Origin of the sequence: Ammoniphilus resinae (assembly GCF_017873965.1) — a bacterium.
GTDB classification, from domain to species: domain Bacteria; phylum Bacillota; class Bacilli; order Aneurinibacillales; family RAOX-1; genus Ammoniphilus_A; species Ammoniphilus_A resinae.
In genome coordinates this window covers 1-20,190 of sequence record NZ_JAGGKT010000003.1, presented here as the reverse complement: position 1 = coordinate 20,190, position 20,190 = coordinate 1, and the positions used below count along the sequence as shown (strand labels likewise).

At 41.0% G+C, this 20,190-nt stretch carries 27 protein-coding genes; 6 read left to right on the top strand and 21 right to left on the bottom strand.

Translation table 11 applies throughout. From position 1 onward, the window contains the following. Positions 1-607 precede the first annotated feature (607 nt). Entirely contained in the window at positions 608-2,563 is a 1,956-nt protein-coding gene (locus J2Z37_RS07195; protein WP_209809574.1) for an S-layer homology domain-containing protein, read from the top strand. A 162-nt stretch (positions 2,564-2,725) separates the two neighbouring features. Here J2Z37_RS07195 and J2Z37_RS07190 read toward each other — a convergent pair whose 3' ends face one another. Continuing rightward, positions 2,726-3,658, bottom strand: coding sequence for a polysaccharide deacetylase family protein (locus J2Z37_RS07190; protein ID WP_209809573.1), 933 nt, complete (start codon positions 3,656-3,658; stop codon positions 2,726-2,728). Positions 3,659-3,952: 294 nt separating this feature from the next. Here J2Z37_RS07190 and J2Z37_RS25765 point away from each other — a divergent pair, with 294 nt between their 5' ends. The 3 genes from J2Z37_RS25765 to J2Z37_RS07175 all read left to right on the top strand — a co-directional run bounded on the left by J2Z37_RS25765 (position 3,953) and on the right by J2Z37_RS07175 (position 6,876). Then, complete coding sequence (locus tag J2Z37_RS25765) at positions 3,953-4,045, top strand: hypothetical protein (protein ID WP_280922176.1); 93 nt, start codon at positions 3,953-3,955, stop codon at positions 4,043-4,045. 14 nt (positions 4,046-4,059) lie between these two features. After that, entirely contained in the window at positions 4,060-5,331 is a 1,272-nt protein-coding gene (locus J2Z37_RS25455) for a flagellin (RefSeq protein WP_280922175.1), read from the top strand. 78 nt (positions 5,332-5,409) lie between these two features. Further along, positions 5,410-6,876 carry a copper amine oxidase N-terminal domain-containing protein gene (locus J2Z37_RS07175; protein ID WP_209809572.1) on the top strand — a complete coding sequence of 489 codons (1,467 nt, stop codon included), beginning with the start codon at positions 5,410-5,412 and terminating at the stop codon, positions 6,874-6,876. Between the two features lie 215 nt (positions 6,877-7,091). Here J2Z37_RS07175 and J2Z37_RS07170 read toward each other — a convergent pair whose 3' ends face one another. The 20 genes from J2Z37_RS07170 to J2Z37_RS07075 form a co-directional block, all read right to left on the bottom strand. Then, positions 7,092-7,622, bottom strand: coding sequence for a hypothetical protein (locus tag J2Z37_RS07170; protein WP_209809571.1), 531 nt, complete (start codon positions 7,620-7,622; stop codon positions 7,092-7,094). 241 nt (positions 7,623-7,863) lie between these two features. Beyond that, positions 7,864-8,238 carry an aspartyl protease family protein gene (locus J2Z37_RS07165; RefSeq protein WP_209809570.1) on the bottom strand — a complete coding sequence of 125 codons (375 nt, stop codon included), beginning with the start codon at positions 8,236-8,238 and terminating at the stop codon, positions 7,864-7,866. Then, positions 8,235-8,486 carry a hypothetical protein gene (locus J2Z37_RS07160; RefSeq protein ID WP_209809569.1) on the bottom strand — a complete coding sequence of 84 codons (252 nt, stop codon included), beginning with the start codon at positions 8,484-8,486 and terminating at the stop codon, positions 8,235-8,237. The genes J2Z37_RS07165 and J2Z37_RS07160 overlap by 4 nt, the downstream gene beginning before the upstream one ends. 202 nt (positions 8,487-8,688) lie before the next feature. Further along, positions 8,689-9,339 (bottom strand): tyrosine-type recombinase/integrase, encoded by a 651-nt coding sequence (locus tag J2Z37_RS07155; RefSeq protein ID WP_209809568.1) that lies wholly within the window; start codon positions 9,337-9,339, stop codon positions 8,689-8,691. 200 nt (positions 9,340-9,539) lie between these two features. Beyond that, positions 9,540-9,851, bottom strand: a complete 312-nt coding sequence (locus J2Z37_RS07150; protein ID WP_209809567.1) for a hypothetical protein — start codon at positions 9,849-9,851, stop codon at positions 9,540-9,542. Beyond that, on the bottom strand, positions 9,839-10,243 hold the full coding sequence (locus J2Z37_RS07145; protein ID WP_209809566.1) for a hypothetical protein: 405 nt from the start codon (positions 10,241-10,243) through the stop codon (positions 9,839-9,841). Before J2Z37_RS07145 ends, J2Z37_RS07150 begins: the two co-directional genes overlap by 13 nt. 13 nt (positions 10,244-10,256) lie before the next feature. Beyond that, a complete protein-coding gene (radC, locus tag J2Z37_RS07140; protein ID WP_209809565.1) occupies positions 10,257-10,739 on the bottom strand; it encodes a RadC family protein in 483 nt (160 codons plus the stop codon). Positions 10,740-10,795: 56 nt separating this feature from the next. Then, positions 10,796-10,948 carry a hypothetical protein gene (locus J2Z37_RS07135; protein WP_209809564.1) on the bottom strand — a complete coding sequence of 51 codons (153 nt, stop codon included), beginning with the start codon at positions 10,946-10,948 and terminating at the stop codon, positions 10,796-10,798. Between the two features lie 19 nt (positions 10,949-10,967). Next, entirely contained in the window at positions 10,968-11,177 is a 210-nt protein-coding gene (locus J2Z37_RS07130; protein ID WP_209809563.1) for a hypothetical protein, read from the bottom strand. Positions 11,178-11,441: 264 nt separating this feature from the next. Next, complete coding sequence (locus tag J2Z37_RS07125; protein WP_209809562.1) at positions 11,442-11,648, bottom strand: hypothetical protein; 207 nt, start codon at positions 11,646-11,648, stop codon at positions 11,442-11,444. A gap of 81 nt (positions 11,649-11,729) precedes the next feature. Continuing rightward, positions 11,730-11,924, bottom strand: a complete 195-nt coding sequence (locus tag J2Z37_RS07120) for a YjfB family protein (RefSeq protein ID WP_209809561.1) — start codon at positions 11,922-11,924, stop codon at positions 11,730-11,732. A 30-nt stretch (positions 11,925-11,954) separates the two neighbouring features. Then, complete coding sequence (locus J2Z37_RS07115) at positions 11,955-12,323, bottom strand: DUF8042 domain-containing protein (protein ID WP_209809560.1); 369 nt, start codon at positions 12,321-12,323, stop codon at positions 11,955-11,957. A gap of 78 nt (positions 12,324-12,401) precedes the next feature. After that, positions 12,402-14,246: a flagellin N-terminal helical domain-containing protein gene (locus tag J2Z37_RS25760; protein WP_209809559.1), complete on the bottom strand. Its 1,845-nt coding sequence runs from the start codon at positions 14,244-14,246 to the stop codon at positions 12,402-12,404. Between the two features lie 223 nt (positions 14,247-14,469). Further along, positions 14,470-14,706, bottom strand: a complete 237-nt coding sequence (gene csrA, locus J2Z37_RS07105; protein WP_209809558.1) for a carbon storage regulator CsrA — start codon at positions 14,704-14,706, stop codon at positions 14,470-14,472. A 13-nt stretch (positions 14,707-14,719) separates the two neighbouring features. Continuing rightward, positions 14,720-15,154, bottom strand: coding sequence for a flagellar assembly protein FliW (gene fliW, locus J2Z37_RS07100; protein WP_209809557.1), 435 nt, complete (start codon positions 15,152-15,154; stop codon positions 14,720-14,722). Positions 15,155-15,193: 39 nt separating this feature from the next. Next, positions 15,194-16,063 carry a flagellar hook-basal body protein gene (locus J2Z37_RS07095; RefSeq protein WP_209809556.1) on the bottom strand — a complete coding sequence of 290 codons (870 nt, stop codon included), beginning with the start codon at positions 16,061-16,063 and terminating at the stop codon, positions 15,194-15,196. A 13-nt stretch (positions 16,064-16,076) separates the two neighbouring features. Beyond that, positions 16,077-16,892: a flagellar hook-basal body protein gene (locus J2Z37_RS07090; protein ID WP_209809555.1), complete on the bottom strand. Its 816-nt coding sequence runs from the start codon at positions 16,890-16,892 to the stop codon at positions 16,077-16,079. A 25-nt stretch (positions 16,893-16,917) separates the two neighbouring features. Further along, on the bottom strand, positions 16,918-17,379 hold the full coding sequence (locus J2Z37_RS07085) for a hypothetical protein (protein WP_209809554.1): 462 nt from the start codon (positions 17,377-17,379) through the stop codon (positions 16,918-16,920). Positions 17,380-17,394: 15 nt separating this feature from the next. Continuing rightward, a complete protein-coding gene (locus tag J2Z37_RS07080) occupies positions 17,395-17,838 on the bottom strand; it encodes a DUF6115 domain-containing protein (RefSeq protein WP_209809553.1) in 444 nt (147 codons plus the stop codon). A 35-nt stretch (positions 17,839-17,873) separates the two neighbouring features. Next, a complete protein-coding gene (locus tag J2Z37_RS07075) occupies positions 17,874-18,314 on the bottom strand; it encodes a flagellar basal body-associated FliL family protein (RefSeq protein ID WP_209809552.1) in 441 nt (146 codons plus the stop codon). A gap of 228 nt (positions 18,315-18,542) precedes the next feature. Here J2Z37_RS07075 and J2Z37_RS07070 point away from each other — a divergent pair, with 228 nt between their 5' ends. Both J2Z37_RS07070 and J2Z37_RS07065 read left to right on the top strand, forming a co-directional pair. Further along, on the top strand, positions 18,543-19,361 hold the full coding sequence (locus tag J2Z37_RS07070; protein WP_209809551.1) for a flagellar motor protein: 819 nt from the start codon (positions 18,543-18,545) through the stop codon (positions 19,359-19,361). Further along, positions 19,342-20,073: a flagellar motor protein MotB gene (locus J2Z37_RS07065; protein ID WP_209809550.1), complete on the top strand. Its 732-nt coding sequence runs from the start codon at positions 19,342-19,344 to the stop codon at positions 20,071-20,073. Before J2Z37_RS07070 ends, J2Z37_RS07065 begins: the two co-directional genes overlap by 20 nt. The last annotated feature ends 117 nt before the right edge of the window (positions 20,074-20,190 follow it).

The window sequence follows — 20,190 nt, the reverse complement described above, 5'->3', positions numbered from 1 at the left end:
TTTTAGGTAAAGAGGTAACGCACATAAACAGCCACCCCAGTCATGATTCGGACGGAGTGGGAGTAAATCACTGATTTTAGTCCGAATCCAAGGCTTATTCGGACTAAGCTGGAGCGAAATACTGAATCTGAGTCCGAATTCAGAGCTGATTCAGACTCAGCCAGTGTGAAACACAGTTTTTCAGTCCGAATCCGAGGTCTATCCGAGAGAATCCAGGTCCAAACCGTATGAGGAGGAAGCTTCCCAAGGCCTCCCCATTAAACTTTAAATTTCCCAATCAGCATCTGTAATTCCTCGGCAATTTCCAATAGAGGCTAGTCAAAAAGTAGCAAATTATATTCTCATTATGGTAACTAAGGTATATAATCTTATATGTTATACATTACCATTATAGAGAATTAGTAGGGAAAAGATGAGATGCAAAACATTATTGCAAAGCAAAAAAATGTTACAGATGGAGTTCGATAAAAGAAAAAAAATGACAATGTGGTAAACAATTAGGTGTCCTTAATGCCTAGCTTTTAGGACCACCCTCTTTCTGCACATAAAAAGATATTTTAATATGTAAACAAAATCAACCAGGCGTAACAACAGAGGAGTTGGATTCATGTTAAACAACAGAAAATTTATTAGTACTGCCATCGTATCTACGATGTTAGTAACCACCTTATTTCAAGCAGGACAAGCTACAGCTCAACAGCAATTTTCTGATGTTCCTTCAAACCATTGGGCCGCATCGGAAATTCAATATTTGGTGAAATCAGGATGGATTAATGGGTATGAGGATGGAACCTTTAAACCTGACCGTTACATGACTGAAGAGGAATTCCTGGCTTTGGCAGTGAATATGCTTTTTGGGAAACCGAAGGACACAACACCGAAGGACCCTTATGAAAAGATCAGCTGGGCGGACTGGGCCTATGATTTCGTAGAGCAAAAAGGGATTAACTCGATTGGGGAATATGGTGAAAGAAGGAATGCCGAAATTACACGTGCAGAAGTGGCTCGCATTATCTATAAGTTACTGAATGGCAACATAGAGAATCTTCAAACGAAAAAAGCTGTTCGATATCTCTATCAAAAAAACCTCACATCCGGAACCTATAATAATAAGGCAGATTACTTTGAGAATTACGGTCCAACAGACCGGCTCACCCGTGCACAAGCAGCTGTCTTCTTAAAAAAAGTGAGAGATTATAAGTCCGGAAAGCTGAAGGCAACGAAAAACACCATCCCGTTAACCGACTCCCTTGTCAACCGTGTAGCTGCTACTGCAAAAAAATACGGGGTGAAAGTTTCCGCCACAAACAATCCGGAACGATACGAAACAGAAATCACTGGAAATGGCATTCGGTTAGTTTACCAATTTGAAGACCATATTTATGGAGATATCAGTGAAAATTGGCATATGACGATTGTCGAACTCGATCAAAGTAAAATTCCTTTTATGGCATCGCTCTTAGTGAAACTCGGGCTGCCGATGAGTGAAACAGAAACACAGACATTGCTCAAAGATCTCTTTAAACTGCAGTATGGTGCAAGTGGAGAAACCTATAAAAAGGGAAATACCAAAATCTATACTTCCTATTACTATGGCTACCATATTCAATGGGGAGAAGAAAAAAAAGATCACCCCACCGCATCGGATAATACGGAACCCTTTGCCCTTTTCGTCAATGGAGAAGAAAAAAGAGGCCCAGGGTTTAACACCTTTTTAGAGCAAATTTTCTCGCGGGGTGAAGAAATCTATATTCCCATTGATTCCTTGTATGGTTTGGGTATTACCGGGGACTTAAGCGATGATTATAACTCCAGTGTGGTGGATATGGGGAACGGTGAGTATTGGAACTTTCAATGGGATGGCGTTCCCAAAAGAAATGGCTCAACATATCCCGGGAAGCAAATAGGAAATAGCCAAGGACCATCTATTAACGGAATTATGAAGGGTGGTTCACTCGCCTTGCCCCTATCATTTATTGATGACTACTATCCTGTTAGTATGAAAAAAGAGAATAAAACAACGATCATATTCATCGGGACCGTCCCAGAAAACCCAACTACCAATTATTTTGGAACAAAGGGACAATATCCTTCAACATTTGACTTTAACCCATTAGACCCGAATGTCAACTATCCCGGCGGATGGAAAGCTCCACAGCTTAAATCGACCTGGTCACCCGATCAACACAAGAATTACCAGGCATTTAAAAATGAGCTTGGATTTAAAGATGGCGGACAGTCATTTGGTATTACCGGAGCCTATAAAGCAATCACCCTATTTGACAGCAGCCCTAACGATGATGTTGAGGTAACGATCAGATATACAGGATGGGGAACACCTCCTGGAAAAAAAGAACCTGTCATATCTGAATCCTTTAAGATTCCCGTTGTCTCTGCACAGCTCTTTAAATTTTATTTCGAAGACAAATGGAAATCGGTATGGAACTACTGCAACCAGAACGATATCCCGGATGAATTTATTTTAAATGGAAGAAAAGTAAAGGTTGCCTATTATCCGGTTGACGGCACTTTACATTTCAATATTGGATATAAGACTAAGTAAATTGCCATCGACGATGAAAGGGGCGGATGTAGATCCCGCCCCTTTACTATCTTTTCTGTTGTTAACACCCCATTATATTAGCCTAATTTAAAAAAGACAGTAAAATTATACCAATATATGGTTTAAACATAAAGTAAATGATTATCTTCAATGGTACCATCGTTACCTGTCATGCCATTTTTTAAGAAGGTCTAACAAACCTTCAGCAGATATTCCGGAACGTCCAGCATTGATACGATACACCTCTAAGTTTTCCCTTGTGTTGATTCCTTCCTTAGTAGTCATAACCAGATCAAACCCTAATTCTTTTGCTATCATTAACGAATCTTTATTATAGGAACCAAATGGGAATGCTAACACTTTTACCTCGCGTTCACCTAATTCTTGTTCTAAACGTTCTTCAGCAAAGATAAGGTCACTCTTCACTCTTTTTATGTACTCTTCCTCCGTCTCAAGACGGTCAAACTTTTCCAAATAGATACGATTTGATAAAGCAGGCTTTTTAATTCCTTGTGCATTTACCAGTTCTTTAGAATGAAGATTATAGGTGTGATTATGAAAACTCATTTGATTATTTTTCATTTCTTTTATTTCTTCCCAAGTCAGATGCGGAAATCGTTCTGCAGAATACCGATCTGTAGAATTTACAATGATAAAGTTTGTTGCGGGAAAATGATATTGTTTTAGTGTAGGATATGCTTGGTAGTAAAAACTCTCATATCCATCATCAAAAGTTATAACAACGGCATTTGGTGGGATTTCCGCCCCTTCTTTCACATAATTCACATACTGATCTATACTAATTACATTGTACGAATGTTCGTGTAAGGCTTTCATTTGTTCCTCAAAATCACTTTTTAAGATAGTATAAGGAGTTACCGATGAGGGATCTGTAACTACATCATGATACAGAAGAACGATCACTTTATCTCGATAGTAAATGGGTTGATTGGTTCTAGCAAAATTTTCTTTCATCGGACTTTGCGCATCAACTTTTGGTGAAGAAGATTCCAAACCGACATGAAATACGGCTAAATAAATCATGACTCCCATTGTAAAAAGTGACACACATATACCTATTAATAAATCTCTCAATGGAAAAACCTCCTAAAAACGGCTTGCAGGGGGATTACAGCTTTTTTTGAGAATATGAACCTGCAAGTGGGGGAAAGTAACCCAAGAAATCTACCCTATTTAAAACTAATCATAAATCTTTAAAAAGTAAATTGAAAGTTTTCCCCAGTACTAAAAAGATAAGCCAAAGTATGGTTTTATTTGAAGGATTAGGCAAAAGGGCCTATACTTATATTAATAGATTAAAAAAGTATTTTTGGGGTGTGGAAGTTGAGAATAAACCATAACTTATTTGCCATTAACACTTATAACAAAATGCAAAATACTAATAATGCTATCACGAATTCGGCGCAAAAGCTTTCAACTGGATTAAGAATAAATCAGGCGGCTGATGATCAGCAGGTTTAGGTATTTCAGAAGCAATGAGAGCCCAAATTCGTGGGTTGGAGCAAGCAGAGAGAAATGTTCAGGATGGAATCTCTTTAATCCAAACTGCTGAAGGTGGCTTATCTATTATTGAGAATCCGCTTTTACAAAGGATGCGAGAATTAGCAGTCCAAGCTTCGAATGGAACATTAACACCAGAGGATCGACAGATTATTCAAAAGGAAATGGATCATATCAAAGAAGCAATTAATGATATCGCCAATGATAGTGAATTTAATGAGATTAAATTGTTACGTCCACCTGTCATCCAAGGGAATGAGGGATCTATAAGCGATCCTAAAGCAGATATTATTTTCTTAATTGACGACTCTGGCTCCATGCAAGGAGGAATAGATGAAGTAACCAAGGGAATTTCCAGCTTTGTTAACGATCTGTCTACATACGGAAATGTTAGAGTCGGTACCGTTAGTACTGTTCATCCCGGTAGAAACCTTCCCTTAACAGATGATATTTCAATTATCAAGAATCATTTATCGACTGTGCACATTGCAACGAGTGGAACCTCTACACCATACCAACACATGATTGACTATGCCCCGAGCGGCTCTATGGGATCCACTTTAGGTTATGATTCAAATTCTAAAAAGATCTTTGTTTTATTAACCGATACATATAATGAATCAGGGTCTGTTTCGGAAACAGATGTTAAGTCTACATTAGATACGAATAATATTTTTTCCTATGTATTTGGTATTCATATTATAGGTTCGAAGAATTACTTCTCCTATTCCGAAAGCTATGATGAATTTGCAAATAAAATATTTATCCCTTCAACGCCTGATGAAATTGCGTCGAATATCTCCCCAGGCTTAGCCGAACAAATTATTACAGATTCCGGCTTTGGACAGGAAAAGATCTTTGAACCTGTTATTCTTCATGTTGGGGCAAATTCATGGGACACCTTTACCATCCATCTTTTAGATGCACGTACACCAAATCTTGGGATTGATGACGTTGTAGTTGATACAATTTCTGAAGCACAAGATGCAATAGGGAAAATTGATGAAGCCATACAAACGGTTTCTTCGGAACGCACTAAATTTGGTGCTTATCAAAATACCCTAGAACACATTAATAACAACGTAGCGAATTATAAAATAAACCTAACAAAAGCTGAGTCACTTATCCGAGATGCCGACTTGCCGAAAGAATTTTCAAATTTGACCAATAAAAAAATTTTACTAGAATCATCCCAGGCCATGCTGGCCCAAGCTAACCAACAATCTGTATTGCAGTTTTTAAAATAAGACGAAGCTAAGCTTCAAGTGAAAAGAGGTATTTTTTTGTTACGTAAACTAATTCTCTGTTTTCTGTTCCTCCTATCTATGAGTTCACCCATCTACGCGAAAACGGAACAAGTTATTTCATTAGGGAAGCCAGATCAACCATGGGACTGGCCACAAGGTCTAGCTGCTGAAAACGGCGTTATTTACGTCTTAGATGGGGATTCAATAAAGGAAATTAAGGATGACCAGCAAAGGATCTTCTATGATTTGTACCATTTAAAGACATTATTGCCTGGTTACCTACAATCGGATGCTGTCATTCGCTCCTTTCGTTTAGCCACCATAGATTATTACAACGATGAACTATACCTATCAGGTCTCATCTTCCGAAATCGGCAAGATGAGGGACTGACTGCCACTGATGGTGACCCGATTCTAGGAGGAACCTATAACCTTCTTTTTAAAATTCACAAGGGGAAAGCAACCCTATTACATCTTAGCAAAGCTGAAACAAACGAGGGCTTTCAACCTGATGCGTTTTTTGAAACCAAATCAGGTGGTCCAGAAAATTTATATCAATGGGGACATTACACACTTTATGATTATGCCAAATACATTACCTTTCCCCGGTTTTCTATTGCGAAAGACGGAACCATCGTGTACGTACGCCAACAGGATGAGAATCGAATGGGGATTGATGTCAATGACCCCTATAAAGCCGCGGGTTATCTACATCAATATGTGGCTCTAAAGGACGGAAAAGAGAAAATCCTGTACAAATGGCATGGGCCACTAGCTGTAAAAATACAAGGCCGATATGAATTAGGAAATCTTTATCATTTTGTTTTGCCTGTCTTAAATGGTGACCAGTTGGATGTCTATGATGGAACTGTTTATATTCACCATATAGATCTTGCATCAGGAGAAAGAAAGACGACGGAGTTGTCTAGTGACGATCTCATTGAGCGTCCCATCTATCGAAACGGATCCATTTATTTTTTGAATGATCAAGGAGTATTTACTGTTCAAAAAACATCACAGCAAGGACGAGCCCTATGGGATTACCACTGGCTGCTTGATGATGTGAAGAGCACCGGGATTAACGATGTATCAGGGTATGAATTTGATGGAAAATATTTGTATGTAATTGACTATGACAAAAGGCAAATTCAAAAAATAGCAACAAGCGGAGTAGATTTCAAGGAACATGGTATTGAGTTAATAGTCAACGGATCGACTATATCATTCGTTGATGCCAAGCCGTACATGGATACAACAGCAGGCAGAATTTTTGTGCCTCTTCGCTTTGTTAGTGAAACCTTGGCTGCCGAGGTGAATTGGGATCAGAATACCCAGATCGTTGATTTAAAGAAAGACGGTAAAAATATTGCGCTTAGGATTGGAGATAACAACGCCCTGGTAAACCAAAGGACCCTATATTTAGATGCGCCGGCACTTTTGAAAGGCGGCAGGTCCTACGTCCCCTTACGTTTTATTAGCGAAGCCCTTGGCGCCGAAGTTAATTGGGATCCATCGACAAGCACGGTTTCCATCCAGTCAAATTGATTTCAACATTTAAGGTGATAAGAGACTAATCCCTTGTTCACATCTGATCTAGACCTGATCCGTACACTTGAATGACCAAGTCAAAAAATCGAAATGAGTAACCTTCCTGTACTATTTGGGGAAAGGGCGGTTACTCATTAGACTTCTCCACACTGATGCTTTATCTGGTGATGGAGTCAGACCGTGTTAAAACGAAGAGTGATTAGCGTCTTCAGCTACTTTCCAATTGCTTTGCGGGATGCATTATGTGCGGCACGGTAAAAAGGGTTACATCTTTTTTCTTCATTTGTCATATTGCTTATCTCGAAGGGAAGCGTAAGTACTGCAAGTTGTTTTTGAATATCATTTATCGCTTCTTGATATTCTTCCCTTAGATGATCCCATTGGATTTCAATATCTGTAAATAATTTCAAGTACTCTGGACAAACTTCTTTGGTATCCCGGAGAAACGAGGGAACCTGTTGAATGGTGAAAGCAACTGCGTAATATTCCCCCAAAGTGGATTTGTTCACATAGCGTGAATAGATTTTCTTTGAATAGGTACGAGTCGTGCCACCACAGACAAACATTGCACCCAATCCATAAATACCATGATGGAGTATCTGTGAACAATCAGAATACATAGTGAGCCTCTTTTGATTCCACAGAATCTGTTGAATCTCTTTTTGTTTTTCTCGAGGTGGGATTTTATAGGAAACAATTTGTTGCTCCGTGGAATGTGAACGATGTTGAATTCTCTTTCTCATTGGGAACACTTCCTTTTAGACATTACCTTTATTCCATTTAAACCAAAATAATGATGATAAACTTCACTAAGATAACGCCTTAATATAGTAAAGCAAAGCACAGCAATACTTCGCGGTGTGCGTTCATTTTTATTAGGGGGGTAATCCTTATATGGAAATAAAGCTCTTAGTGAGGGTGAGATGAGGCAAGATGTAATTAAGGTGGCGATGTTTCAGATGAAAGAATCTCTTAGTTTTTTAGTTAAACAATCATTAAGTTCCTTAAGTCAATACAAAACTTCCCTTCCAGTAAAATATCGAGACCAATCAAACCATTAATTTTAAGTTCAGGGGCAAAATACCCAAAATCAAAAGGTATCGAGGTAAATACTTCTCCTGCAAATTCAACTTTATCTATCCTTTTTACAAAGGAATTTTGAACTCCACCCATTCCGATAGAATCAATTATTTCGTCATCTGGACTCCAATATACACCTATATCGTCAACTTCATCTGAAGAGATAATAGAATAAGCTGCACCTGTGTCAATAACTACATTATCTATACTCTTTCTCTTCCCGTTAAATTCCATAGTAATAGAAGTATGTAAAAGCCCTTGTATTAACTCTACTTTCATTGGAGCCCCCTTATCCTTAGTCCATTAGTTGGACGAATTTCTATTTCAATCTTTTCTTTCGATGTATGATATACAAACCTATCCCCCGAACTCCGAACTAATTCCCTTGTAGCATCTCTAGCTGAATCAATAGTCTTAATCACCGCTACTTCGTCTACGACTTTCTTATTATCTTTTATATGAAAAGACAACGCCTGAAGAACAACATATTGATCCGGATATACTTCCCTTACTTCCGACCATAGCATGTCAAACACCTCCTATTTCTATTTTAACACATGAAACGCCTCCTTGTATAATCAACCTTCGGAAAGTTCAGATAATACCAAGGGAATCCATATTTAAATTCGCCAGGCTAACGCTTTAGTTCAGCCAAGGGGTCCAGGCCCCTTTGGGGAGGTGAAGCGCGTCAGCGCTTCGTCGTCTTCGATCACTACAAAAACTCCTGAACTACAACAAATTTACAGCCTCTTGCTTTTGTTTGCGACTACTGGAAATATAAAAATGGCTAGTTGTCAGGATGGATTGATGCCCTGCCAAACGACTCACCGTTGTGAGGTCTACTCCTTTGTGAATTAATCGGGTACAGAAGGTGTGACGTAACTGGTGGGGATAGATTTTGAATTCCAAGTCTGCTCCTATTTCTTCCAGAAGTGTGTTAATCGTATCCCTTGCCATCTTTTCGTTTCGCTGACTGACTAACAAGTACTTACTTTCAGCAAATTTGCTTTGACTTCGCTCTCCCTTGAGGTACTCCCGAATTTTTGCTATCAAATCATTTCGTAACGGCACTTCTCTGTGCTTTCCTCCTTTTCCGTAAATGGATAATTCACTGGTGAAGAAGTCAATGTCCTGAATCTTGATCTGGCAAAGCTCACTTACTCGTACTCCTGTGTAGAGGAGCAACAAAACGACTAGTTCATTTCGTTGGGAGGTGTTTTGGTGATCCTGTATGTAGAACAACAAACGATTGACTTGCTCATCAGTCAGTACGTTCACATTTTGTCTTCCCGATGCTATCTTCACTTGATCTTTTCTTAGGAATACAACCTGTTCAGTTGCCATCCCCTTCGATATTAAATAGAAGTTGTACGCTTGCAAGGAATTGATCTTCTTGTTAATGGTAGCTATGGCGTACCCTTTGTCCAGTAGCCATTGTTTGTAGTTGACAATGTAAAACCGCTTGAGGGTGCTAATCTCCTTTACAATCTATCCTCTTTCCTTGGTATTACTTGGTATGACATCTTCATGCTTAGCATGATTTAGTTTTGTCGTCAGTTCCTTCTTTGTTTTGTCGTTAGCTAGCCCAAGACTTTACTCCACACTCTAACGCCATTTTCCAACCAAATGATATATTGAAATCCTGTCTTGTCCTCTTCCTCTATCAGAGCCAAAATGATTTCGGTATCTTCGGTCTCTTCAATAGTCACCATCCAGATCGTTAACGGATCTCCGTGAATAAGTTCTTCAAGATCGTATATAGGAATTAGATCAGGATCGATCTCCTCCTTGTACAATGTCACACTCTCCCAACTCAGGGTTTCGGGATCGCAATCAAGGTTTAAAATTTCCTTTGCATAATTTCGAACAATTTCACGAGCTAGACTAAGCACTTTGGTCCCTCCTTTTCTCCTCTTCCCTTCTCTAACTGCTCCCACAAGTCGAGTGTATAGGGGAGGACTACTTGAATGATCAGCATCGCTGTAATCTCTTTCGGTGATCTGTTTAGGTACATTTTGAACGAATAGTCGAGGTTCTTCGTAATCGAGCAATTCATTAGTACTACTTGATCTGAAGCAACCTTCACTTTTACCTCTTGGCATTCGGGAATGATTTCCCTGATCATATCCAGCAACAATGTTGTTTGATCGGAATAATCTTGCCTTGCAATCTGCTTCAATTCCCCCTTTCTTTCTCGCACAAAATCTTCTAATCGACCAATCTTGGCTTCAGCTAACGCTTTGATGAAATGCGTCTTACTACCGCTTTCCCCAATCATCTTCATCTTTCATTCCCCTTTATAGGTATCCTTTTTCTTTTAGCGAAATGAACCGTTCATTTCCTACGATTAGATGATCAAGAACGTCAATCCCAATGATTTCTCCAGCTTTCATGAGTCGCTTAGTAACTTCAATGTCCTCCTTTGATGGGGTAGGATCAGATGATGGATGGTTGTGTGCCACTAAGATGGAGGCACTATTGGATAGGATGGCAGCCTTCATCACCTCCCTCGGATGCACTATACTGCTGTTCAGGCTTCCAACATGGCAAATATTAATTGCTGTTGGCTGGTTTTTGGTATCCAGACAAGTAACCACAAAGACTTCCCGATCGGCATCGGCTAGAAATTCCTTTACTAGTTTGTAAGCATCCTCTGGGGATCTAACGCTTCTTTCTTTGTACAGGATACTCGACTCCCTTACCATCTTTAGGCTCACAATGTTCACCCGCTTGGCTTGTTTGTTGCCTGCTATTTTGAAATCAGTATTTTCGATGTACATTTCTTTTCCTCCCTCTAAATAAAAATAACCCCAATCTCCTTGTGAGATCGGGGCATTTATCTTTCATTCAATTCAGCGTACTTTTCTAAGAATTTCTCTGCGTTTTCATCTAGCATACCGACTATGGAATAGTACAGCTTGCCGTAGTCCTCCCCTTCCATCACGTACATGCGATAGATCTCCACATCATCTAGGGAAATCCTCTCCACGTATTCTGGAAAGATGGTTTTACCTATTGCCTTTGGGTAGGCTGTCACCTGACTCCAACACTATCTGCACCCCGTACATCTCCAGGGTGAATTCTTCTAGTGGCTCACCATTTGAATAGGCTTCGTACAGTTTCATCCACTCCGTTTCAAGGAACTCAAGAAATGTCCAAGGGAATGATTGTTCCTCTTTCAACAGCACATGGTCAACAAATCCTTTGATGATTTTCATACCTTTCCTCCTCACTTTTCAATCACAGCAAAAAGGACTTCTCCGAAAAGAAGTCCCCATGCGTTCTATTACTTTGAGTATATATTCCAATTTATAATATATGTACGAATATTCTTTCATTCCAGTTTACAATGGTTCTATTTCGGACCATGGTAGTAGCAAGTGGGCTTTCGGGGCACACTCCACTTTCCCCAATTGCCCCAAAAAAGAAAAAAGGAGCAGCCCATTGGCTACTCATTCTCCCCAGATCGGTCTCTAAACTTTTTATGCTAAGATCCGAGCTTCTGTTCTAGCTTGTGTAATTATTTCATCTAGGTTAACCCTAGCATCAGAAGAAATTGTCACTTTTCCAACTTTGAACTCTTTCTCATTGCCGCAACCTGAGCATCTAAGAGTTGAAGTTGTATCATAGCCACTATCAACTTGCAGACTGTTACATTCACCACAAAAAATAACGCCAAAGTCACTCATGTCAATATACCCTCCTCAAATTACTCAAGGAAGACCCTATCTTAAAATTAATCTTGGGACTTCCTTGATTTCAGCAATCAGCTAAAGCCTAACATCAAGCTGTGAACCTAGATGTGGCTGCATAGCCTGCTCCACAGCCTTAGTCTGACCTAACATATCCGTTAAATTGGCTGCATTCGTTTTAGCCGTATCCATCGCCATCTTCATGACGGATGTACTAGCTTCTTGCATGATCTTTGCTTGACTTAACGAGATCGATAAAGCAGCAATGTCCATCGTCTTTCACCTCCTTCTACCAAGGTTTCTCTATGAGATTAGGTATGGATGAAAGACTTTTTCCACCTCAACCTTCCACTTCTTGTAGGCTGGTAAAAGCGTGAATTGGAAGATCTCCTTCACTTTTCCAGCTTGTCCTTGTTCGTAAGCCGTTACGGCATTTTCAAATGCGTTTATAAGGGAATGCGTCAGAGGTTGAATTTCATTGGAAGGCAATGTATGGAAAATAGGTTGAATGGAGCTTTCCATCTTGGAGAAGGCTGTGACTACGTCATTCATTAGTTGGATGGTTTCTTCAAATCGACCTTCATTTAACTTCACTTTAATATGCTCCAAACCTTCTAAGCAGGTTACGGACAACTCTATCGTTCTTTTCATCACATCTATGTACTTTTCCATGCTGTTTCCCCTCATTTCCATGATGTTAGTAAAAAGGGAACCCTAGTGACTCTAGAGTTCCCGTGTATTAAGTTAAGATTAACGAAGTAACTGAAGTACCCCTTGAGGTTGTTGGTTAGCCTGTGCAAGCATTGCTTGGGCGGCTTGAGCAAGGATAGAGTTCTTAGTCTGCTCCATCATTTCCTTAGCCATGTCTACGTCACGGATACGAGATTCCGCTGCAGTTAAGTTTTCAGATGATGTTCCTAAGTTATTTATTGTATGCTCCAAACGATTTTGTGATGCTCCAAGTTTAGAACGCTCTGCGGAAACAGACTTTATTGCATCATCAATTACCGTAATTGCATTTGATGCATTTGTAGTTGTAGTGACATCCAATGCTTTTTCAACATTAGCATTATTAGTTCCATCAGTTACATTGTTTGATGAAGAAAACCCTGTTCCGGTTCCAGTGATTCCAAGTGCAGAAGCACGCATATCAGAAAAACTTAATGACATTGACTGGTTTTGATTTGCACCAATTTGGAAAGTTGCTGATTCATCTGTACCATTTTCAACAACAGTTTGTTCAACATCAAAAGTGTGAGTACCCGCAGCTAGAACAGCACTACTATCTAATTCAATACCAGCTAATCCAGTAAAATCAGTAACTTCTGAAGTTGATACGCCATCATAAGTAGAAGTCAGTGTTTGAGCAGCCCCACCATCTAACGATGCTTGAACAGTATACGTATCTTCAGTCAAATCTAATTCTATTACATTTCCATCCGTAGTACCAAGATTCGAAAGATTAAAATTGATACCATGATCATTAAAAGTTCCTGTTCCAGTAACAGTATCATTAATTACAGTGTTTCCATCTTTATCTTCTAAAAGAACATTATAATTACCTGCTGAACCATTAACAGTAATAGTTAGTTTACCACCAGCATATTGAGAGATTTCATTAGTGCCATCATCAGTAAGAGTAATATCACCAATTACTGCATCCTGTGAATTAACCGTTGTCCAACCAGTTTGCTCAGTTCCAATCGTGTCAGCACCAGCAGTTGTTGCGAATACTAAGGTTTCTCCATCACCAATCGTTCCAGCATCAGTAATCTTAAAGGAGACACCATGTGCATCGTATTGTTCCCCTACTTTTACTGTATCAGAAAAAGTACCAGCAGCATTTGTAACAGTAAATGCATCATCTGCTGCAACGTATGTTAACGTCCAATTTTCTGCTGCAGTAGTATTATCTGCTGTAATTTGGTTTCCATCAAATGTTACACCTTTTCCATTACCAGTACTTGATGCATCAAAATCATTGAAAGTAGCTGTTAACACTTGAGGATCTCTTGTATTACGAGTAGAAGTTATTTCCAGTGTATGTTCCCCAGCTTCTAATGCATTTGTACCACTTAATAATGTTACATCAAGCCCGGTTGAAGAAACATTTGTGCTTGTAGCGGTACCACCAACAAAGTTCATACCTGTTACTTCTGATGTAAAAGTATTTTCAAGATCACCATTTAATAATTTCTTTGTATTAAAATCTGTAGTGTTACCAATTCGGTTAATTTCAGAAGTTAATTGGTTAATTTCCTTTTGGATTTCCTCTCGGTCAGAAAGTGTATTCGTATCAGTCGATGATTGAACTGCTAATTCACGCATACGTTGTAAAATAGAGTGAGTTTCATTCAATGCACCTTCAGCAGTTTGAATCATTGAAATCGCATCTTGAGAGTTTCTAGTTGCTTGATCCAATCCTCGAATCTGCCCTCTCATCTTTTCAGAGATTGCTAGACCAGCCGCATCATCTCCAGCACGGTTAATACGAAGTCCAGAAGATAACTTTTCGATAGACTTTCCTTGTGCAGCGTTGTTGGTAGTCAACTGACGATACGTGTTTAACGCAGCAATGTTGTGATTAATTCTCATTTTAAATTCCTCCTTGAAATATTCCCCACATCCATGTGGTTAGTTTTAGGTAAAAACAATAAGAACATCGTCGCGCGACCGAATTCCTATTGATTTTCCTTACACTTCATATATCGGAAGATATATGCAATTTGTTTATAGCTTCTCTATTATTTTTTTATTTTATTTTAGAAGTACAAAAAATAAGCCCTCCCCACCGGAAAGGCCCTATCCCTCATCCTACTTATTCACTTCCGCCCAACTGCCCCATAATCCTCTTCAAATCCACCCTCGCCACATCGCTCACCGCTTCCCGATTCGCCTCTTCAATCGCCAAATACACTTCCTTGCGATGAATCTCCACGTGTTTGGGTGCATTAATTCCTAGTTTCACTTGATCCCCTTCGACCGCGGCAATCGTGATCTCAATATCATCGCCAATCATAATCGATTGATGTTTTCTGCGTGTTAATACAAGCATCGTTCGGTCCCCCCTATCCCTGTAACGCCACTGGCGTTGGCATGAAAATAGGTTGGCGGATCTGGTATTGGTTTAATACCAATTGTTTTCCCTTACGGGACCCTGTATTCACGATCACAGGTGCTTGCATGTTGACGGTGGAATCGGCTAGGTTCTCTTTTAACGATAGGATCGACCAAGTGGCCACGGTCTCAGGCCCATCAATCCCTAGCATTTCAATCACTGGATCAGGGATGTCAAACTCATAGTCCTTGAAATACTCAAAGGGGTTGATCACAAAAAAGTGGACTTCGCTGGAAACAGATTGCATGCTGGTGAATGGGGTGTCTGGTATGGGTAAAAAGACAAATTGATTTTCTTTTGGGAATCCGGGGATGCCCGAAGGAAAATCTATGATTTGCTCTTTGTTTATTTCGATCTCTCCGAACAGTAATGTGGATATTTTCATCTTCGTTGATCCCTTCATCCCTTGATTTCCGTTATTTGATTACCCTCTGAAAATCCCATTGGCAATTCCCATCATCTGATCTGCATAGGAGATCGCTCGAGAGTTCAATTGAAAGCCTTTCTGGGCAATCATCATTTCGGTCATTTCTTTCGCTAAGTCGACGTTCGAGGTTTCTAGAGCACCCTGGCGGATTTTCGGACTGCCTTCTGCGCTAAGATCCATAGTTTGCACCAGATCATTCACGGTGACGCCTTGACCCAAAAGATCTTCCCGCAGCACATATTGATTGCCGCCAACGTTTTGCAACAGTTGCGGGTTGGCAATATCAACGACCCCGATTTGTGTATAGTTTGTATAGAAATCGTCAGGATTGTTTTGATTGTAAAAATAAATTTCACCGTTCCCGCTAATTTTCACATCATAACCCGTTGGAACTTCAATACGATCCCCGAAATCATCCAACAAATAGTCTCCTTGACTGTTGACCAGGTAGTTGGTGTCCCCCCAGAAAGATGGGGTCAGCTTGAATGATCCGTCACGGGTATAACGAATTTCGCTTGGTCCGTCCTTATCCGGTCCAGACGGATGGCTCACTTGAAAGAATCCTCTTCCTTCAATCATAAAATCAAAAGGATTATCCGTTTCCTGGACATTGCCTTGCTGCATATTGATCGCCGTTTGGCCGAGATGGACACCAAATCCGGTGCGGATGCCATTAGGGGTTAAGCGACCGATCTCCTTCTCATCTTCGAATTGATTCTTTATCTCAGTGGCCAGATTTTCGGAGAAAACAGCATCTCGTTTCTTATAGCCGACCGTATTGGCATTCGCTACATTCTGCGCCCCGGTATCTAATTTTTGTTGGTAACTATGCAATGCACTACGAGATATGTACATGGATAGATTCACTTCTATTCACCTCCTATCCGAGTTTACCGATCGTATTCAATTGCTCCAGTGTACGGTCATAAGCCTGGATCACCTTTTGACCCGCTTCAAAGGAACGCATCGTCATCATCATTTCCGTCATCGTTTTCGCAGGATCCACGTTAGACCCTTCAATAAAACCTTGCTGTAAGGAAAACCCGGTTAGATCAGCAGGTGCTGACAGCTGGGGTTGATTCGCTCCTGTATAGCGATAGGTGTTGTTTCCTTCACGTACCAACTGATGCGGGTTGTCCACCTGGACCAAGCCAAGGTCAGTCAGCGGGAGCTTTCCTGTTTCATCCATCTCAATCGGTAAGCCCAGCGAGTCGAGCACCAGCAGACCATCTGAGGTTGTCAACTGTCCAGATGCATCCACGGTAAACTTGCCGTTGCGTGTGTAGCGGACTTCTCCCTGCTCATTTTGCACGGCAAAAAAGATGGCTGGTTTAACAGCTTGTCCATCTACAGTGATAGGGGGGAGATCTTGGTCCGCAATCGCCACATCATATTCATTCCCAGTTTCTATGAGTGTCCCTAACGAAAAGTCAGGAATTAACTCCTGCGTATAAACACCATTTTGAAGAACGCCGAGGTATTGCTGTTGACCCGGAATCGATGGGGCATTCATTACCTGTGGCAGATCCTGGTGATCCCGAATGCGTGCTAACAGCATATCCGGGAAAGCCCGCATGACGGCTTGGTCATTCTTGTAACCTGGTGTATTCAGATTTGCCAAATTTTGCGTAAGGGCATCCTGTTTTCGTTGTTGCGCGACCATACCCGATACAGCTGATTGAATTCCACGGAGCATATGTATCACCTTTTTTCTTTTTATTTTAACGTTGGCGCGTAATTTCTTCAATGATCAATTCTTCGTTGACCTTTCCTTCAAAGGTGTAGGCCCCTGTTCGAACCCGCCGAGTAAGATCTTTTTCTTTCATCAGCCGAATAAATTGGTTCTGCTGCGGGAGCAAGCCGGCCCCTACTAACATCCTCTCGATTCCTTCCACATTCGACCCGGGCTGGATGTATATTGTAATCGTTGACTTCGGAGGGTTCGCTTCCAATTCTTTTCGTTTTTTTTCATATTCGTTCCATTGCTTTTGCTTCATGACCACGTACCCATGCTCGCTCATCCACTTCTCCCCTTGCTCGACCGTCAATGGAGCTGACTTAGGCGGCGGAGAAACAGAGGGATCAGTCGCGGGTCCAAACAAAGGTGGAATATAGTGTAGCACTACGGCGGACAGGATCATCCCTAAACCAGCACCAAGTAAGAGCGATTGTTTATCCATCATTGGTTTCCTCCCCCTTCATCGTTGCCCTGGGGATACTGAAGATACAGCATGCAACTGGAGTATGAGTTCAACCTCTCCAACCCCCATATCCAATTGTTTGGCAATCGTCTCCATGGATTTCCCTTGTTGCTTGAGGGCGAATATTTCAGCATAGCGGTGATCAAGCCGCATGGCCCCCTGACCATCGACCGTTGATCCATTCTTTGTATCCAGGCGAGATTGGATTTCTGTCAGTTCTTTTCGCAGCTCTTGTACCGAATAGGAGATTTCTGCATTCCTCCGCTCCATTTCCTTTTTGAGTTCAGACATGAAATGCAGATACTCACGATACTGCGGGTCATTAATCTGCTGCCGGGGGGTGGCGTTCAAATCTGGTTTATTTCTTCCGGATCGAAGGAACGACACCCCAACGAGAATGAGACCTAATACGATAAGGTAAAAAAAGAGATCATCTTGCATGAATGGAATTCACCTACTTCAATCAGTATCAGATCCTATTGGATCACACGATCTGTGGTATAGACTTTGACGATCTGATCACCGTCGCCTCCGAGCATTTGATTTAATTTCTTTTGAATGGAATTCTCCACCAATGCCAAGCCCTCTGCGCCTGCCAACTTATCCTTGGAAAGTTGTGACAGGGTCTTAATGATCAAACTTTCCGTCTGAAACATCGTTTTCTCTACATGTTCCTTGGTTTCTGGAGAGTCTGTCTGAATCGCAAATTTCGTCTTAATCCAGCCTTCATCATACAGATTGGTCGTAATCACGGCCGTCTCTACAGTCCGCTCCACCAGCTCTGCGGCGGAAACTTCCGACTGATTTTCCCCTTTTGCGGCAGGCTCTGCAGTCCACGATTCCCATAAGGCAAATGCTCCGATAATAAGGACAGAAATGCCAATTAAAATGATAAATGATTTCAGATATAATTTCATTCTCCACACCCCTTTTCATGAATTTCTAATCGACTGTTTATGGTTTGACTTTCAATCGCTATCCATTTTCATCATTCTCCTCGAAAAACACTAAACAGAACCTCGATCTCTACCGATATATACAACTATAGGCCTAAAGATGGATTCTCTGGTGTATTCTAACATATTAGACTACAAAATTAAAAGAATCATTCCCTTGGTTACGGAATTAAAAAGGAAGGTGTCGCCGTGGATTTAGCTACTACCATAGGAATTGCGCTAGGATTACTTTCATTAATAGGTGGATTCCTCCTAGAAGGCGGGGAAGTCAGTGCCCTCCTACAAATTGGCGCAGCGATCATTGTATTTGGAGGTACCTTTGGTGCTGTCATTGCAAGTTTTGGAATCGAGCAAATAAAATCTGTCATTCCCCTAGTCAAAATTGCCTTTGTACAGAAAAAGCAGAACCATATTGAGACAATCAGAGTCATGACAAAGATGGCTACGGTTTCACGTCGTGAAGGATTATTAGCCTTAGAAGAGTATATCGACCAGTTGAAAGACAACCTTTTTTTACAAAAAGGACTACAGTTGGTCATTGACAGTGCTGAACCGGAAATGATCCGTGATATCTTGCAGTTGGAGATTGCCAATATTGAAGAACGTCATAAATTAGGGGCCAAAGTTTTCGAAGCAGCTGGCGGTTTTGCGCCAACCATGGGAATCATTGGAACCGTGATGGGGTTGGTACATGTGCTTAGTAACCTAAGCCAACCCGACACACTGGGTCACTCGATTGCGCTTGCCTTTATCGCTACGCTCTATGGTGTCATGAGTGCCAACGTGGTCTATTTACCGATTGCCAACAAGTTAAAGCTGCGCAGTCGGGATGAAATCATTATCAGGGAAATGGAAACCGAAGGTCTGCTTTCCATTCAATCTGGTGAAAATCCGAATATTGTTAAGGAAAAGCTAATGGCCTTCCTACCAAATCAAGCGCGCCAAGAATTTTTGCTGGAAGAACAAAACGGGGGACAAGGTGGATCAAATGAGAAGAAGGCGTCGTGAGGAACAGCATGATGAGGGCAGCGAGCGTTGGTTGATCACCTATGCAGATATGATCACCTTACTAATGGTGTTTTTCATCGTGCTGTATTCGATGAGTAATATCGAAAAGGAGAAAGCAGATTCGCTAATTGAATCTATGTATAATGCGTTTAATCATGTTTCTGTTTTCGATACGACAAGCGGTGGCAAGGAGCCGACAACGGAGAAAATGTCGATGGAGGCTCCTGTCCCCTCTACCATGCCTACCAAGCCCTCTCCTAGCGAGGCTGCCTTACAGGGATTAAAGCAAAAACTGCAAGAATATGTGAATGAACATGATCTGAATCTCGTGATCGATTTAACAGAAAATCCAAAAGGCGTGCAGCTAACGCTTAAAGACGTGATTTTATTCGATCTCGGTCAAGCCAATCTTAAACCAGACTTTCTACACACTCTGGATGATATTATTGGCTTGTTAAGTGTCGTGGACAATCCTATTAATATTGAAGGACATACAGACAATCGGCCCATTCGTTCCGGCCAATTTCCTTCCAACTGGGAATTGTCTTCGGCAAGAGCTCTTGCGGTTCTTCACCACTTCGAGAAAAAAGGAATTTCTCCTGAACGACTGCAGTTTACCGGCTATGGGGAATATCACCCGGTATACCCCAACGATACGGCTGAGCACAGACAAGCGAACCGCCGCGTGAACATTGTTATTCTAAGAAAGTAAAAGCAAAGAGGCTCCCTTGGGACAATGTCATTAAGTTAGGCTCAAAGAAGGACTGGGAATAAAAATGGAATGCAAAACGGCATGGAAAAAAACCTATGCCGTTTGTTTTTTTGTGTA

Bases quoted from the DNA above. Each gene is read 5' to 3' on its own strand.
- J2Z37_RS07195 (WP_209809574.1), top strand. From the start codon at position 608: ATGTTAAACAACAGAAAATTTATTAGTACTGCCATCGTATCTACGATG.
- J2Z37_RS25765 (WP_280922176.1), top strand. From the start codon at position 3,953: ATGCAAAATACTAATAATGCTATCACGAATTCGGCGCAAAAGCTTTCA.
- J2Z37_RS25455 (WP_280922175.1), top strand. From the start codon at position 4,060: ATGAGAGCCCAAATTCGTGGGTTGGAGCAAGCAGAGAGAAATGTTCAG.
- J2Z37_RS07175 (WP_209809572.1), top strand. From the start codon at position 5,410: ATGAGTTCACCCATCTACGCGAAAACGGAACAAGTTATTTCATTAGGG.
- J2Z37_RS07170 (WP_209809571.1), bottom strand. From the start codon at position 7,622: ATGAGAAAGAGAATTCAACATCGTTCACATTCCACGGAGCAACAAATT.
- J2Z37_RS07165 (WP_209809570.1), bottom strand. From the start codon at position 8,238: ATGAAAGTAGAGTTAATACAAGGGCTTTTACATACTTCTATTACTATG.
- J2Z37_RS07160 (WP_209809569.1), bottom strand. From the start codon at position 8,486: ATGCTATGGTCGGAAGTAAGGGAAGTATATCCGGATCAATATGTTGTT.
- J2Z37_RS07145 (WP_209809566.1), bottom strand. From the start codon at position 10,243: ATGAAGATGATTGGGGAAAGCGGTAGTAAGACGCATTTCATCAAAGCG.
- radC (WP_209809565.1), bottom strand. From the start codon at position 10,739: ATGTACATCGAAAATACTGATTTCAAAATAGCAGGCAACAAACAAGCC.
- J2Z37_RS07130 (WP_209809563.1), bottom strand. From the start codon at position 11,177: ATGAAAATCATCAAAGGATTTGTTGACCATGTGCTGTTGAAAGAGGAA.
- J2Z37_RS07125 (WP_209809562.1), bottom strand. From the start codon at position 11,648: ATGAGTGACTTTGGCGTTATTTTTTGTGGTGAATGTAACAGTCTGCAA.
- J2Z37_RS07120 (WP_209809561.1), bottom strand. From the start codon at position 11,924: ATGGACATTGCTGCTTTATCGATCTCGTTAAGTCAAGCAAAGATCATG.
- J2Z37_RS07115 (WP_209809560.1), bottom strand. From the start codon at position 12,323: ATGGAAAAGTACATAGATGTGATGAAAAGAACGATAGAGTTGTCCGTA.
- J2Z37_RS25760 (WP_209809559.1), bottom strand. From the start codon at position 14,246: ATGAGAATTAATCACAACATTGCTGCGTTAAACACGTATCGTCAGTTG.
- csrA (WP_209809558.1), bottom strand. From the start codon at position 14,706: ATGCTTGTATTAACACGCAGAAAACATCAATCGATTATGATTGGCGAT.
- fliW (WP_209809557.1), bottom strand. From the start codon at position 15,154: ATGAAAATATCCACATTACTGTTCGGAGAGATCGAAATAAACAAAGAG.
- J2Z37_RS07090 (WP_209809555.1), bottom strand. From the start codon at position 16,892: ATGCTCCGTGGAATTCAATCAGCTGTATCGGGTATGGTCGCGCAACAA.
- J2Z37_RS07085 (WP_209809554.1), bottom strand. From the start codon at position 17,379: ATGATGGATAAACAATCGCTCTTACTTGGTGCTGGTTTAGGGATGATC.
- J2Z37_RS07080 (WP_209809553.1), bottom strand. From the start codon at position 17,838: ATGCAAGATGATCTCTTTTTTTACCTTATCGTATTAGGTCTCATTCTC.
- J2Z37_RS07075 (WP_209809552.1), bottom strand. From the start codon at position 18,314: ATGAAATTATATCTGAAATCATTTATCATTTTAATTGGCATTTCTGTC.
- J2Z37_RS07065 (WP_209809550.1), top strand. From the start codon at position 19,342: ATGAGAAGAAGGCGTCGTGAGGAACAGCATGATGAGGGCAGCGAGCGT.